At 73.2% G+C, this 13,413-nt stretch carries 14 protein-coding genes; 7 read left to right on the forward strand and 7 right to left on the reverse strand.

What is annotated here, in order from left to right:
* Nucleotides 1-110: 110 nt before the first annotated feature.
* The 7 genes from OIB37_RS31180 to hypE all read left to right on the forward strand — a co-directional run bounded on the left by OIB37_RS31180 (nt 111) and on the right by hypE (nt 8,374).
* Complete coding sequence (locus OIB37_RS31180; protein ID WP_330460947.1) at nt 111-1,874, forward strand: hydrogenase maturation protein; 1,764 nt, start codon at nt 111-113, stop codon at nt 1,872-1,874.
* Complete coding sequence (locus tag OIB37_RS31185; RefSeq protein WP_330460948.1) at nt 1,871-2,440, forward strand: hydrogenase maturation protease; 570 nt, start codon at nt 1,871-1,873, stop codon at nt 2,438-2,440. Before OIB37_RS31180 ends, OIB37_RS31185 begins: the two co-directional genes overlap by 4 nt.
* A gap of 79 nt (nt 2,441-2,519) precedes the next feature.
* Entirely contained in the window at nt 2,520-3,350 is an 831-nt protein-coding gene (gene hypB / locus OIB37_RS31190; RefSeq protein WP_330460949.1) for a hydrogenase nickel incorporation protein HypB, read from the forward strand.
* A complete protein-coding gene (hypF, locus tag OIB37_RS31195) occupies nt 3,347-5,755 on the forward strand; it encodes a carbamoyltransferase HypF (RefSeq protein ID WP_330460950.1) in 2,409 nt (802 codons plus the stop codon). The genes hypB and hypF overlap by 4 nt, the downstream gene beginning before the upstream one ends.
* 3 nt (nt 5,756-5,758) lie before the next feature.
* Nucleotides 5,759-6,112: a HypC/HybG/HupF family hydrogenase formation chaperone gene (locus tag OIB37_RS31200; protein WP_330460951.1), complete on the forward strand. Its 354-nt coding sequence runs from the start codon at nt 5,759-5,761 to the stop codon at nt 6,110-6,112.
* Nucleotides 6,109-7,251 carry a hydrogenase formation protein HypD gene (gene hypD, locus OIB37_RS31205; protein ID WP_330460952.1) on the forward strand — a complete coding sequence of 381 codons (1,143 nt, stop codon included), beginning with the start codon at nt 6,109-6,111 and terminating at the stop codon, nt 7,249-7,251. The genes OIB37_RS31200 and hypD overlap by 4 nt, the downstream gene beginning before the upstream one ends.
* Before the next feature lie 133 nt (nt 7,252-7,384).
* The gene (gene hypE, locus OIB37_RS31210; RefSeq protein WP_330462037.1) at nt 7,385-8,374 is read left to right on the forward strand and encodes a hydrogenase expression/formation protein HypE; all 990 of its coding nucleotides are present in this window, start codon (nt 7,385-7,387) and stop codon (nt 8,372-8,374) included.
* 65 nt (nt 8,375-8,439) lie between these two features.
* Here hypE and hypA read toward each other — a convergent pair whose 3' ends face one another.
* From hypA to OIB37_RS31245, 7 genes are all read right to left on the reverse strand, one after another.
* On the reverse strand, nt 8,440-8,796 hold the full coding sequence (hypA, locus tag OIB37_RS31215; RefSeq protein ID WP_330460953.1) for a hydrogenase maturation nickel metallochaperone HypA: 357 nt from the start codon (nt 8,794-8,796) through the stop codon (nt 8,440-8,442).
* 7 nt (nt 8,797-8,803) lie between these two features.
* Nucleotides 8,804-8,953, reverse strand: coding sequence for a hypothetical protein (locus OIB37_RS31220; RefSeq protein WP_330460954.1), 150 nt, complete (start codon nt 8,951-8,953; stop codon nt 8,804-8,806).
* A 78-nt stretch (nt 8,954-9,031) separates the two neighbouring features.
* Nucleotides 9,032-9,238 (reverse strand): hypothetical protein, encoded by a 207-nt coding sequence (locus OIB37_RS31225; RefSeq protein ID WP_330460955.1) that lies wholly within the window; start codon nt 9,236-9,238, stop codon nt 9,032-9,034.
* Nucleotides 9,239-9,300: 62 nt separating this feature from the next.
* Nucleotides 9,301-9,897, reverse strand: coding sequence for a DUF5947 family protein (locus tag OIB37_RS31230; RefSeq protein ID WP_330460956.1), 597 nt, complete (start codon nt 9,895-9,897; stop codon nt 9,301-9,303).
* Nucleotides 9,894-10,466 carry a NifU family protein gene (locus OIB37_RS31235; protein WP_330460957.1) on the reverse strand — a complete coding sequence of 191 codons (573 nt, stop codon included), beginning with the start codon at nt 10,464-10,466 and terminating at the stop codon, nt 9,894-9,896. The genes OIB37_RS31230 and OIB37_RS31235 overlap by 4 nt, the downstream gene beginning before the upstream one ends.
* Nucleotides 10,459-12,252, reverse strand: coding sequence for a nickel-dependent hydrogenase large subunit (locus tag OIB37_RS31240; protein ID WP_330460958.1), 1,794 nt, complete (start codon nt 12,250-12,252; stop codon nt 10,459-10,461). Before OIB37_RS31240 ends, OIB37_RS31235 begins: the two co-directional genes overlap by 8 nt.
* A gap of 59 nt (nt 12,253-12,311) precedes the next feature.
* Nucleotides 12,312-13,412 carry a hydrogenase expression protein HypE gene (locus OIB37_RS31245; protein ID WP_330460959.1) on the reverse strand — a complete coding sequence of 367 codons (1,101 nt, stop codon included), beginning with the start codon at nt 13,410-13,412 and terminating at the stop codon, nt 12,312-12,314.
* Nucleotide 13,413 lies beyond the last annotated feature (1 nt).

Raw genomic sequence — 13,413 nt, forward strand, 5'->3', positions numbered from 1 at the left:
AAGGCGTTCGAGGCGGGAGGGGTTCCGAGGGAGGAAGAGAACTGACGAAGGCGGACGAAACGCCGCGGTAATCCTTCCAGCCCTCCCCAAAACCGGCGAACATCCCCGTCATGGACCTCCTTCTCGTCGTCAGCGCGTTCAACAGCCTGTCCCAGCGCGTGTACGCGGAACTGTCCGACCTCGGGCACCGGGTGGACGTAGTCCTCGCCTCGCACGGCCCCGACGCGGTGCGCGCCGCCGTACGCGAGCGGCGCCCGGAGCTGATCCTCGCCCCCATGCTGAAGTCGGCGCTGCCCGAGGACGTGTGGCGGGAGCACACCTGCCTGATCGTGCACCCCGGACCGCCCGGCGACCGCGGCCCCTCCTCCCTGGACTGGGCCATCGCCGAGGCGGCGCCGCACTGGGGGGTGACGGTGCTTCAGGCGGAGGCGGCGATGGACGCGGGACCCGTCTGGGCCGCGGAGCCGTTCCCGGTACCCGCGGCGGGCAAGAGCGACCTGTACCGGGGCGAGGTCTCCGACGCCGCCTCGGCCGCCGTACTGCTGGCCGTACGGCGCTACGGCGACGGCTCGTACAAGCCGCGGCCGCAGACCGGACCCGACGTCCGCGTGGTCTGGCGCGACGCCTTCCGCCAGGAGCGGCGGCGGATCGACTGGGCGGACGACGACACGGACACGGTGCTGCGCAAGCTCCGCGGAGCCGACTCCCAGCCCGGCGTCCTGGACGAGATCCTCGGCCGCCAGGTGTTCCTGCACGGCGGACACCCCGAGGACCGGCTGCGCGGCCGGCCCGGTGAGCTGCTCGCCACCCGCAACGGCGCGGTCTGCCGGGCCACCCGGGACGGCGCGGTGTGGATCCCGGAACTGCGCCCCCGCAAGTCCTCGGGCGACCCCGCGCCCTTCCGGCGCCCGGCGGCCTCCGTGCTCGCCTCCTTCCCGCCGCCCGGCGCCGCGCGGACGGCGGGCCCGCGCTCCGGCGACCGCCCCTCGTGGCTGCCGGAGGACCCCGCTCCGCTCGAACTTCCCCGCGACCGGCACACCTGGACCGACATCCGCTACGAACAGCGCGGCGACGCCGGGTTCCTGACCTTCTCCTTCCCCGGCGGGGCGATGAGCACCGACCACTGCCGCAGGCTGCTGGCCGCCTACCGGTACGCGCTCACCCGCCCCACCTCGGTGCTGGTCCTCGGCGGAGCGCGCGACTTCTTCTCCAACGGCATCCACCTGAACGTCATCGAGGCGGCCGCCGACCCGGCCGGCGAGTCCTGGCTCAACATCAACGCCATCGACGACCTGGTCGAGGCCGTGCTGCGCACCACCGACCGGCTGGTGGTCGCGGCCCTCGGCGGCAACGCGGCGGCCGGCGGCCTCATGCTCGCCCTCGCCGCCGACGAGGTGTGGTGCCGCACGGGCGCCGTCCTCAACCCGCACTACCGGCGGATGGGCCTGTACGGCTCGGAGTTCTGGACGTACACGCTGCCGCGCCGCGTCGGAGCGCGCACGGCCGTCCGGCTGACGGACGAGGCACTGCCGGTGAGCGCCGCGACGGCCGCGCGGATCGGACTGGTGGACCGGCTGGTGCCGGTCCCGGCACGGGAATTCACCGCCGAGACCGGGCGCATGGCGGGCGCGCTCGCCGCGGGCCCCGGCCTCGCGGAACGGATCGCCGCCAAGGCCGCGGCCCGGCGGGCGGACGAGGAGGCACGGCCGCTCGCGGAGTACCGGCGCGCCGAACTCGCCCGCATGCGCACCGTCTTCTTCGATCCGCGCGCCCCCTACCACGCCCTGCGGTCGGCCTTCGTCCGCAAGCAGCCCGCGGGCTCCGCCCGGCCGCTGTCCCCCGTCGGCGAACAGACCACCGGAGGCCTCGCATGACCCGTACCGACGAGCGTCTGCTGATCGCGGGCGTCGGCAACATCTTCCTCGCGGACGACGCCTTCGGCCCCGAGGTGATCCGTGCCCTGGAGCAGCACCCGCTGCCGCCGGGGACCCTGGTGCGGGACTTCGGCATCCGCGGCCTCGACCTCGCGTACGAGCTGCTCGACGGCTACACCACCGCCGTCCTGGTCGACGTGGCCGAACGCGGCCACCGGCCCGGAACCCTGTCGCTGATCGAGCCGGACCTCCCCGACGGCCGCCCGGGCGCGGCCCCGCCCGAGGCCCACGGCATGGACCCGGCGAAGGTCCTGGCCCTCGCCGCCCACCTGGGCGACGGGACGCTCCCGCGCGTCCTCGTGCTCGCCTGCGAGCCCCAGGTACGGCCGCGCGCCGACGAGGACATCGCGCCCGGCCTCAGCGCCCCGGTGCGCGACGCCGTCGGGCACGCGGTCGAGGCCCTGCACGTCATGGTCCCGGTGCTGCTCGCCGACCCCGCCGCCACACCCCCGTTGAGCCGCCAGGAGGAATCCGCGGACCCGTCCGGGGCCGGTCTCGCGCGCTAGGCCGCCGGGGCGTCGAGGATCGGCAGTGCGACGCGTCTTGCCTCGATGTGTCCCCGAGCCGATCGCGAGGAGCAGCGCCATGTGCGATTCCGAGGACGTCACCCAGGCCGTCCTGGCGAAGAACGACAGCCTTGCCGAGAACCTGCGCGCCGAGCTGGCCCGGCGCGGTGTGAGCGTGGTCAACCTGCTGTCCAGCCCGGGCAGCGGCAAGACGGAGCTGCTCGGGCGGGTGCTGGCCCGTGCGGTGGAGCGGGGCGTGCCGGTGGCCGCGCTCACCGCCGACCTGGCCACGGAGAACGACGCCCGGCGCCTCGCCCGCTCGGGCGCGCCGGTGAAGCAGCTGCTGACCGACGGGCTGTGCCATCTGGAGGCCCGGCAGCTGCGCGGCCACGTGGACGACTGGATGCCGCGCGACACCTCGGTGCTCTTCGTGGAGAACGTCGGCAACCTCGTCTGCCCGGCGTCGTACGACCTCGGGGAGAGGCTGCGCATCGTGTTCATGGCGGTGACGGAGGGCGAGGACAAGCCGCTGAAGTACCCGACCTCCTTCGGCTCCGCCCACCTGGTGGTGCTCACCAAGACGGATCTGGCCGAGGCCGCGGGCTTCGACGAGGAGGCCTTCGTCGAGCACGTGCGGCGGGTCAACCCCGGGGTGGAGGTCCTGCGGTCCTGCGCCCGCACGGGCGAGGGCGTCGACCCCCTCCTGGAGCGCGTGCTCGCCGTGCGCGACGGCGCCCCCGTCCACCGGCCGCCCCTCGCCCCGCACCCGCACGGTCACGTCCACGTGCGCGACCACGCGGACGGCCACAGCCACAGTCACGGCGACGGCCCCGGTCGCGGCAACGGTCACGACCACGCGGGAGGGGACACCCGGGACGCGTCCGGCCTCCCGGCCGGCCGCGTCTCGTGACGACGACCCCCGAGGCGGTCCGCCGCCGCGTCCGGGTGCGCGGCACCGTGCAGGGCGTGGGCTTCCGCCCCTACGTGCACCGGCTCGCCACCGACCTGGCGCTCGCCGGCTTCGTGAGCAACACGGCGTACGGCGTGCTCATCGAGGTCGAGGGGCCGGCCCCGGGCGTCGCGGGCTTCTGCGACCGGCTGGCCGCCGAGCCGCCCCCGCTGGCCACCGTCACCGGTGTCGACGTCGAGCACCTGCCCGCCACGGGCGCCGACGGCGCCTTCACGATCCGCTCGACCGACCGGTCCCCGGGCCGCACCCAACTGCCGCCCGACACCGCGCCCTGCGCCGACTGCCTGCGCGAACTGGCCGATCCGGCCGACCGCCGCCACCGGCACCCCTTCGTCACCTGCACCCACTGCGGCCCCCGCTTCACCATCGCCACCGCGATGCCGTACGACCGGGCCGCCACGACCATGGCCGGCTTCCCGATGTGTCCCGCCTGCGCACGGGAGTACGGCGATCCCGGCGACCGCCGCTTCCACGCCCAGCCCGTCGCCTGCCCGGACTGCGGCCCCCGGCTGCGCCTGGTGCCCGCGGCCGGCAGCGGCATCCCCGCCGCCCGGGACGCCGACGCCCTGAGGGCCGCCAGGGCGCTGCTGGCCGACGGACGGATCGTCGCCGTGAAGGGCCTCGGCGGCTACCACCTGGCGTGCGACGCCACCGACGCCCGCGCCGTCGACACACTGCGCGCCCGCAAGGCGCGCGGCGGCAAGCCGTTCGCGGTGATGTGCCCGGACCTCGACACCGTGCGGCGCATCGCCGAGGTGTCCGCCGCCGAGAGCGCCGCCCTCAGCGGTCCCCGGCGCCCCATCGTGCTGCTGCGCCGCCGAACGGACACCGGCGCCCCCGCCCTCGCGCCCGGCGTCTGCCCCGGCAGCCCGCACCTCGGCGTGATGCTGCCCTACACGCCCGTGCACACGCTGCTGCTGGGCCTGCCCGGCGATCCGACCGGCCCGCGGACGCTGGTCATGACCAGCGGCAACCGCTCCGGGGAACCGATCGTCACGGACGACGACGAGGCGCTGACCCGGCTCGCCGGACTGGCCGACGCCTGGCTCGCCCACGACCGGGTCATCGCCTCCCCGTGCGACGACTCGCTGCTGAGGGTCCGCCCCGACGGCACCGAACAGGTGCTGCGCCGCTCACGCGGTTACGTGCCCCGGCCGGTGCGCCTGCCGGTCCCGGTACGCCCCGCGCTCGCGGCGGGCGGCGACCTGAAGCACGCGCTCTGCGTCGGCGAGGGCGACCAGGCGTGGTTCGGCCCGCACATCGGCGACATGGGCGACCTGGCCACGCTGGAGGCCGCCGAGCGCGCGGAGCGCCACCTGCGGAGCCTGACCGGCGTCGCCCCCGTACTCGTCGCGGCCGACCGGCACCCGGCCTACCACTCGGCCCGGTGGGCGCGCCGACGCGCCGCCCAACTGGGCTTGCCCGCACCGGTGTTCGTGCAACACCATCACGCGCACATCGCCTCGGCCATGGCCGAGCACGGCCTCGACGGCACCACGCGGGTCATCGGCGTCGCGTTCGACGGCACCGGATACGGAGACGACGGCACCGTCTGGGGCGGCGAGTTCCTGCTCGCCGACTACACCGGCTACCGGCGCTTCGCCCACCTCGCCCCCGCCCCGCTCCCCGGCGGCGACGCGGGCGTGGCCAACCCCTGCCGGCTGGCCCTGGCCCGGCTGTGGGCCGCCGGACTGCCGTGGGACGCCGACCTGCCCAGTGTCGCGGCCTGCGAGCCCGCGGAACTCGCCGTACTGGAGCAGCAGTTGACGCGTCAGGTGGCCTGCGTGCCGACTTCCGGCATGGGGCGGCTCTTCGACGCGGTGTCGTCCCTCGCGGGCGTGTGCCACCGCGCGGGGTACGAGGCGCAGGCCGCCCTGGAGCTGGAGGCCGCGGCAACCGCGGCTTGGGGCGCGGAGACGGCCGGGGGCCCCTCGGCGTACGCCTTCGGTATCGCCGCCGGCCCGGGTCCCGTGCGGTGCGACCCGGCACCCGTGCTCCGGGCGCTCGTCGCCGACCTGCGGCGCGGTACCCCGGCACCGGTGATCGCCGCGCGCTTCCACCACGGGGTCGCGCGGTGCGTCGTGGAGATCTGCCGGCGTGCGCGCCGGGCCACCGGCCTTGTCACCGTGGCCCTCACCGGCGGCGTCTTCGCCAACGCGCTCCTGGAACAGACGTGCGCGGCCCTGCTGGCCGAGGACGGTTTCACCGTCCTGCGGCACGGCGAGGTCCCGCCGAACGACGGCGGCCTGGCACTCGGGCAGCTGGTGGTCGCGGCACACGGACGACAGGGCCGGCCGGGCGTGCGGCGGACCTCGGACAGCGCATTCAGCAACGAGACGGAGTGACCCATGTGCTTGGCAGTGCCTGGCAAGGTCGTGGCCATCGACGACAGCGCCGACCCGCTCACCGGGCTGATCGATTTCGGCGGTGTGCAGAAGCGGGCGTGTCTGGAGTACGTCCCCGACGTGCGGGTGGGCGAGTACGTCATCGTGCACGTCGGCTTCGCGCTCCAGCGCCTGGACGAGGAGTCCGCGCTGGCGTCCCTGCGGCTCTTCGAGGAACTCGGGCTGCTGGAGGAGGAGTTCGGGGACGCGTGGCAGCAGGCGGAGCGCGAGGCGGGAACCGCCCCGGCGTCCACCGCCCCCGCGCCCACCGCCGCTGTGGCGGCGGACCAAACGGAGAGTGGGAGCGAGGCCCGGTGAAGTACATCGACGAGTTCAACGACCCCGCTCTGGCGCGGCGGCTGCTGGACGAGATCAGCGCCACCGCCACCCGGCCGTGGGCGCTGATGGAGGTCTGCGGCGGCCAGACCCACTCCATCATCCGGCACGGCATCGACCAACTGCTCCCCGAACAGATCGAGTTGATCCACGGACCCGGCTGCCCCGTGTGCGTCACCCCGCTCGACGTCATCGACCAGGCCCTGGAGATCGCCTCACGTCCGGACGTGATCTTCTGCTCCTTCGGCGACATGCTCCGCGTGCCGGGCAGCGACCGCGACCTGTTCCGGGTCAAGGGCGAGGGCGGCGACGTCCGCGTGGTCTACTCGCCCCTCGACGCCCTGGAACTGGCCCGCAAGAACCCGGACCGGCAAGTGGTGTTCTTCGCCATCGGCTTCGAGACCACCGCCCCCGCCAACGCGATGGCCGCGCACCAGGCCCGCCGCCTGGGCCTGACCAACTTCAGCCTGCTGGTGTCCCATGTACGGGTGCCCCCGGCCATCGAGGCCATCATGACCTCCCCGGTCTGCCGGGTGCAGGGCTTTCTGGCCGCCGGCCACGTGTGCAGCGTGATGGGCACCGCCGAATACCCGGCACTGGCCGAGCGGTTCGGCGTACCGCTCGTGGTGACGGGATTCGAACCGCTGGACATCCTCGAGGGCATCCGCCGGGCCGTGCGCCAACTGGAGCGCGGGGAGCACCGGGTGGAGAACGCGTACGCGCGGGCCGTGCGCGAGGACGGCAACCCGGCGGCCATGCGCATGATCGAGGAGGTGTTCGAGGTCACCGACCGGAACTGGCGCGGGATCGGACGCATCCCGTCGAGCGGCTGGCGGCTGACCGAGGCCTTCAGGGCGTACGACGCCGAGCACCGCTTCGACGTCGGCGGCATCCGCACCGAGGAGCCGGCCGAGTGCCGCAGCGGCGAGGTGCTCCAGGGGCTGATCAAGCCCACCGAGTGCGGCGCGTTCGGCACCACCTGCACCCCGCGTACCCCGCTCGGCGCGACCATGGTCTCCAGCGAGGGCGCCTGCGCGGCCTACTACCTGTACCGCCGGATGAACGGCCCGACGCCGCAGGCCGCCCGGGCCACGCGGGAGGAGATGAACCCCGTTGCCTGACCTCACCGACACGACCCCTGGGACGACCGCCGACACGAGCGCCGGTACGACCGCCGGCACGAGCGCCGGTACGGCCGTCGACCCCGCCGCCTGGACCTGTCCCGCCCCCCTGCGCGACCAGCCCGTCGTGGTGATGGGGCACGGTGGGGGAGGCGTCCTCTCCGCCGAGCTCATGGAGCACGTCTTCGCGCCCGCCTACGGCAACCCCACCCTCGCCGCGCTCGCCGACTCCGCCGTCCTCGAACTCGACGGCGCCCGGCTGGCGTTCTCCACCGACTCCTACGTGGTCCGGCCGCTGTTCTTCCCCGGCGGCAGCCTCGGCGACCTCGCGGTCAACGGCACCGTGAACGACCTGGCGATGAGCGGGGCGCGGCCCGCCTGGCTGTCCGCCGCCTTCGTGCTGGAGGAGGGCGTGCGGCTGACCGTGGTCGAGCGGATCGCGCGCGCCATGGGAGCGGCCGCCGAGGCGGCCGGGGTCACCATCGTCACCGGGGACACCAAGGTCGTGGAGGCCGGGCACGGTGACGGCGTGTACGTCACCACCGCCGGGATCGGGCTCGTCCCCGCCGGGGTCGACATCCGTCCCCAGCGGGCGCGGCCCGGCGACGCCGTCATCGTGAGCGGCCCGATCGGCCTGCACGGCGTGGCGGTCATGAGCGTGCGGGAGGGGCTGGAGTTCGGCGTCGAGATCGCCAGCGACACCGCCCCGCTGGCCGGTCTGGTCGCCGCGATGCTGGCCGTCACCCCGGACGTCCACGTGCTGCGCGACCCGACCCGGGGCGGTCTGGCCGCGTCCCTCAACGAGATCGCCCGCGCCTCGGGCACCGGCGTCCGGCTCCGCGAGCGTGCCGTCCCGGTGCCGGACGCCGTGGCCAACGCCTGCGGTTTCCTCGGTCTCGACCCCCTCTTCGTCGCCAACGAGGGGCGGCTCGTGGCCTTTGTGCCCGGCTCCGCGGCGGAGGAGGTCCTCGCGGCGATGCGCGCGCACCCGCAGGGCACCGGCGCCGCGCTGATCGGCGAGTGCGTCGCCGAACACCCCGGCATGGTCGTGGTCTCGACCGGACTCGGCGGCACCCGGGTGGTGGACCTGCCGCTCGGCGAGCAACTGCCGCGCATCTGCTGACCGGTACACACACGGCACGGCCCCGCCGCAGGCGCACAGCGCGCCGACGGCGGGGCCGTACCGCGTCAGGTTCGCGCCGGTCGCGGCTCGATCCCGGTGATCTCCAACTCCCGGCCGCTGCGCAGGTCGTTGGACGGCTGATCGCAGCGCGGGCACCAGAAGAACGGCGGCATGCCCACCGCGAACTCCTCGGCGCACGCGCCGCACCAGGCCTGGGCGGTGACCTGTTCCACCACGAGCCTGGCCTCCGCCAGGGCGGTGCCCTCACGGGCCACCTCGAAGGCGAAGTCCAGGGCGTCGGGGACGACCCCCGCCAGCTCCCCGACCCGGACGGTCACCGCCGCGACGGCGTCCGTCCCGTCCGCCCGGGCCCGCGCGTCGGCCTGCTCGATGATCGCGGTCGCGATCGAAAGTTCGTGCACGGCCGGCTCAGGGGTACCGGCGGTTCGCGCGGCAGCCGCCCGTCATCCGCCGGATGCGCACCTCACGCACCAGGCTCGGGAACTCCCGGACGACCAGTACCAGGGCGAGCAGACCCAGCGCCAGGGCCTGGGCCTTCAGTACCCGTGGTCCCGTCATCGTCCCGGCTCCCGTGCACGTGTCCGCTGGTCTTTGCGCTGCGTGGAGTTTCATCTGCGGTGACTCCCTCCTGCTTCCTCATCCCGGCGGGATGTTCGGCATGATCTCCAGGAGAGCGTCATGCCGCTTCGGGCTGATCCCGGTGGAGCGGCGGGCGTCCGCGGTGCCGTCCTCGTAGTGCCCGGGCTGTGCCTCGTACGGCCCCTCGTTGCCCTCGTGCATCCCGCACACATGCGTGGGGGTGTCGGGTTTGACCTGGGGCCGGCCGACTCTGATGTTGCCCATGAGGTGCTCTCCTTTCCTCGGCTTTTTCGGCTTTTCTCGCCTCCGCGCCGCGGAGGACGTGCTCACGGCCGCTCGGTGAGGTCCTCGAAGAACCGCTCCACGGCCGGCCAGACCCGCCCGCCACCGGACAGGCCCCGCCACTCCCGGCGTACGACCGCGATCATCCGGTAGCAGTCGTCGACCGGCACGATCCAGTGGTGGTCGAGACCGTGGACGGTGTTCACCAGCAGGGCCTCCACGTCGGGTGCCACGGACGCGAGCTGCGGAAACGCCGCCACCATCTGCTGCCAGGCCGCCGCGTCCACCTCCCACCGCATGGCGCCCGCCGGGCTGGGGCCCTCGGCGGTGACCGTGCCGTCGGACCGGGGCACGAAGAACACCAGCCCGACGGGTACGCCCAGGATCTCCGTGTCGACCCGGGGGAGCCGGACCCGGCGCCGCGGCAGGAGCCGGTAGCGCCCGTCGCCCGCTGCCTCGTCGCCGAACAGCACCGAACAGGGGCCACAGACGCAGCGCACCTCGTCGTCGCCGCGGTCGTACAGGTGACGGTGCTCCTCGGGCACCGGCGCGGCGCACAGCTCGCACCGCTCCGCCGCGGCCGTCGCCGTACGGTCGGCCGAGGAGCGGATCAGGCGGGCCAGCGCGCCGTCCGTGCTCACCGCGCACCCCGGAGGGTGAGCGTGGCCAGCGGGACGAACGCCGGTGCGGCCTGCCGGGCGGGGGCGGCCGGCAGCGCCTCCACCGCCGTCAGCTCCGGAGCCACGGCGAGCACGGCCTCGCGGACCGCGTCGGTGACCTCGGCCGTACCGCCGCCGGCACCACACCCGGAGCCGCAGCCGGAGGGCGCCGTCACCCGGATTTGGCCCACCTGCCCCTCCAGGCCGGCCCACTCGACGTCGCCGCCGCGTTCGCGTACGGCGGGCCGCAGCCGTTCGACGGCACGGGCGGCCCGGCGTTCGACGGGCTCGGGGTGGATCGCGTGCAGCACGAACAGGTGCCCCAGCAGCTCGTCGTCGGCCAGGCGTCCCGCCAGCTGCCCGTCCGCGTGGTCCATCACCCGGGCGAGCGCCTCGCCGTAGACCTCGGTGAGCAGCTGTACCGACTCGATCGCGGAGCGCGTGGCTGGGCCGGGCACCGATTCCAGCTCGGCGAGCAGCTGGTCCAGATGGGCGAGGCGGGCCTCCACCGCGGGGTCGGCCAGGCGGCCGGCGCCCTCGGCCTCAGCCATGGTTCGCCCCGTACGTCGGCGAGTGCAGGGTCGTCAGCGTCTTGCCCTTGCCGACGTACATGTGCACACCACACGGCAGACACGGGTCGAAGCTGCGCACCGTGCGCATGATGTCGACGCCCTTGAAGTCGTCCGGCCCGTTCTCCTCGAAGATCGGCTGCCCCTGGACGGCGTCCTCGTAGGGTCCGGGCGTGCCGAACTTGTCGCGGGGGCTGGCGTTCCACGGGGTCGGCGGGTACGGGTGGTAGTTGGCGATCTTCTTGTCCTTGATCACCAGGTGGTGGGAGAGGACACCGCGTACGGCCTCGTGGAAGCCGCAGCCGATCGCCTCGTCGGGCACCTCGAAGTCCTCGAACACCTTGGTCTCGCCGGCCTGCACCAGCCCCATGGCCTCCTCCACGAACTGCAGCGCCATGGCGGCCGCGTAGGCCACGAAGTACGGCCGTGCGCGGTCCCGCTCCAGGGTGTTGCTCCACTTCGGGATGCTCCACTCCAGGGTCGTCTCCGGCAGCGTCTCGCCCGCCGGCAGGGAGATGCGCACGCTGTTTCCGGTGGCCTTGATGTACGGGGTGTCGACCAGCCCGCTCAGCGCGGTCGACCACAGCCGGGCGAGCGGGCCGCCGCCGGTGTCGAGGGCGAGGTGGTCGCCGGTCCTCTTGTCGTACCAGCGCGGGCTCATCACCCACGTGTACTTGTCGTTGAAGTCCCGCTTCTGCGGCATGGGGATGGTGGTCTGGTTCCACGGGTGCCGCATGTCGACGGGGTTGCCCAGCGGGTCGCGGGTGACGAACGGCTGCTCGTTCACCCAGTCCTCGTAGAACGAGCTGCCCAGCATGATGCGGATGCCGAGGTTGATGTCGACCAGGTCGTTGGTGACCAGTTTGCCGTCGACGACGATGCCCGGGGTGACGTACATCGCCTTGCCCCACTCGTTCATCGTCTCGTAGCGGTAGTCGCAGACGGCGGGGTCCTGCCAGGCGCCCCAGCAGCCCAGCAGGATGCGGCGGCGGCCGACCTCCTCGTAACCGGGCAGTGCCTCGTAGAAGAAGTCGAAGACGTCGTCGTTCATGGCGACGGCCTTCTTGACGAAGTCGATGACCCGCATCAGCCGGCTGAGGTAGTCGGTGAAGACGGCCGGGGTCGGCATCGTGCCGACGCCGCCCGGGTACAGCGTGGACGGGTGGACGTGCCGCCCCTCCATCAGACAGAACATCTCGCGGGTGACCCGCGAGACCTTCAGGGCCTCCTTGTAGACCTCGCCCTCGAAGGGGTTGAAGGCCTTCATGATGTCGGCGATCGTCCGGTAGCCGTGGATGTCACCGCGGGGCGCGTCGGTGCGTTCGGCGCGGGCCAGCACACTGGGGTTGGTCGCCTTGACCATGGCCTCGCAGAAGTCCACGAACACCAGGTTGTCCTGGAAGATCGTGTGGTCGAACATGTACTCGGCCGCCTCGCCGAGGTTGACGATGTGCTCGGCGAGCCGGGGCGGCTTGACGCCGTACGCCATCTGCTGGGCGTAGTCGGAGCACGTGGTGTGGTTGTCGCCGCAGATGCCGCAGATGCGGGAGGTGATGAAGCCCGCGTCCCGCGGGTCCTTGCCCCGCATGAACACCGAGTAGCCGCGGAACAGCGACGAGGTGCTGTGACATTCCACGACTTCCTGGTTGGCGAAGTCGATCTTCGTGTAGATGCCCAGGTTGCCGATGATGCGGGTGATCGGGTCCCAGGACATGTCCACGAGCTGCGGGGGTTTGCGTCCTGTGCGCCCGGCCTCGGTTGTGGTCATCGGTGTTACAGCCCCTCGGTGTCGGTGTCGGTCTCTTGCGGGTGGGGGTCGCGCGCACGTCAGGCGCGCCAGTACGGGTCGTAGCCGGTGGTGAGCTTGCGGCCCTTGTGGCGCCACTTGGTCTCGTGGTTGACCATGTGGTTCGTGAGGCCGCGCAGGCGGCGGATGACCGCCCCGTACGGCTTGATGGCGAGCGTCGACAGCGTGGATCCGGGCGGCTCGTCCATGAACGGCATGAACGCGTCGGGGAAGGCGGGCATCGTGCAGCCGATGCAGATGCCGCCGACGTTCGGGCAGCCGCCGATGCCGGCCATCCAGCCGCGCTTGGGCACGTTGCAGTTCACGACCGGACCCCAACAGCCCGTCTTCACCAGGCACTTGGGGGAGTTGTAGTCCGTTGCGAAGCTGCCCTGCTCGTAGTACGAGCCGCGGTCGCAGCCCTCGTGGACCGTCTTGCCGAACAGCCACTGCGGGCGCAGCATGTGGTCCAGCGGGGGCGGGGGAGCGGTGCCGGCCGCGTGCCGCAGGACCCAGATCAGGGTCTCCATGAAGTTCTCGGGCTGGATCGGGCAGCCGGGCACGTTCACCACGGGCAGGCCGCTCTGAGCCGTGAAGTCCCAGCCCAGGTAGTCGGCGAGGCCCATGCAGCCGGTCGGGTTGCCGGCCATCGCGTGGATGCCGCCGAAGGTGGCGCAGGTGCCCGCGGCCACCACCGCCCAGGCCTTGGGGGCGAGTTTGTCGATCCACGCGTTGAGGGTCTCCGGCTGGCCGGTCTCCGGGTCGTTGCCGAAGGAGGTCCAGTAGCCGTCGCCCTCGATGACGTTCTGGTTGGGGACCGAGCCCTCGATGACGAGGATGAAGGGTGCGCCCAGGTCGCCGCGCGCCGCCGCCCGGTAGGGGGCGAGGAACTCCTCGCCGCCCAGGGTCGGGGAGAGCACCTTGTTGATCAGGTTGACCTTCGGCAGGCCCGGGATCAGGCCGAGTATGACGTCCTCGATGGAGGGCTGGTCGGCGGCCGTCAGGGAGACGGTGTCGCCGTCGCAGCTCATCCCCTCGGAGATCCAGAGGATGTAGATCTCGTCGAAGCCCCGCCGCACCTCGGCGCGGCCGGGGTCGCCGCTGACGTCGGTGGTGCCGCTGGTGCCGCTGTGCCTGGTCATG

Source organism: Streptomyces sp. NBC_00820 (assembly GCF_036347055.1).
Taxonomy (GTDB): domain Bacteria; phylum Actinomycetota; class Actinomycetes; order Streptomycetales; family Streptomycetaceae; genus Streptomyces.

Coding starts and splice junctions, on each gene's coding strand:
- OIB37_RS31180 (WP_330460947.1), top strand. CDS start 111: ATGGACCTCCTTCTCGTCGTCAGCGCGTTCAACAGCCTGTCCCAGCGC.
- OIB37_RS31185 (WP_330460948.1), top strand. CDS start 1,871: ATGACCCGTACCGACGAGCGTCTGCTGATCGCGGGCGTCGGCAACATC.
- hypB (WP_330460949.1), top strand. CDS start 2,520: ATGTGCGATTCCGAGGACGTCACCCAGGCCGTCCTGGCGAAGAACGAC.
- OIB37_RS31200 (WP_330460951.1), top strand. CDS start 5,759: ATGTGCTTGGCAGTGCCTGGCAAGGTCGTGGCCATCGACGACAGCGCC.
- hypE (WP_330462037.1), top strand. CDS start 7,385: ATGGGGCACGGTGGGGGAGGCGTCCTCTCCGCCGAGCTCATGGAGCAC.
- OIB37_RS31220 (WP_330460954.1), bottom strand. CDS start 8,953: ATGACGGGACCACGGGTACTGAAGGCCCAGGCCCTGGCGCTGGGTCTG.
- OIB37_RS31225 (WP_330460955.1), bottom strand. CDS start 9,238: ATGGGCAACATCAGAGTCGGCCGGCCCCAGGTCAAACCCGACACCCCC.
- OIB37_RS31235 (WP_330460957.1), bottom strand. CDS start 10,466: ATGGCTGAGGCCGAGGGCGCCGGCCGCCTGGCCGACCCCGCGGTGGAG.
- OIB37_RS31240 (WP_330460958.1), bottom strand. CDS start 12,252: ATGACCACAACCGAGGCCGGGCGCACAGGACGCAAACCCCCGCAGCTC.
- OIB37_RS31245 (WP_330460959.1), bottom strand. CDS start 13,412: ATGACCAGGCACAGCGGCACCAGCGGCACCACCGACGTCAGCGGCGAC.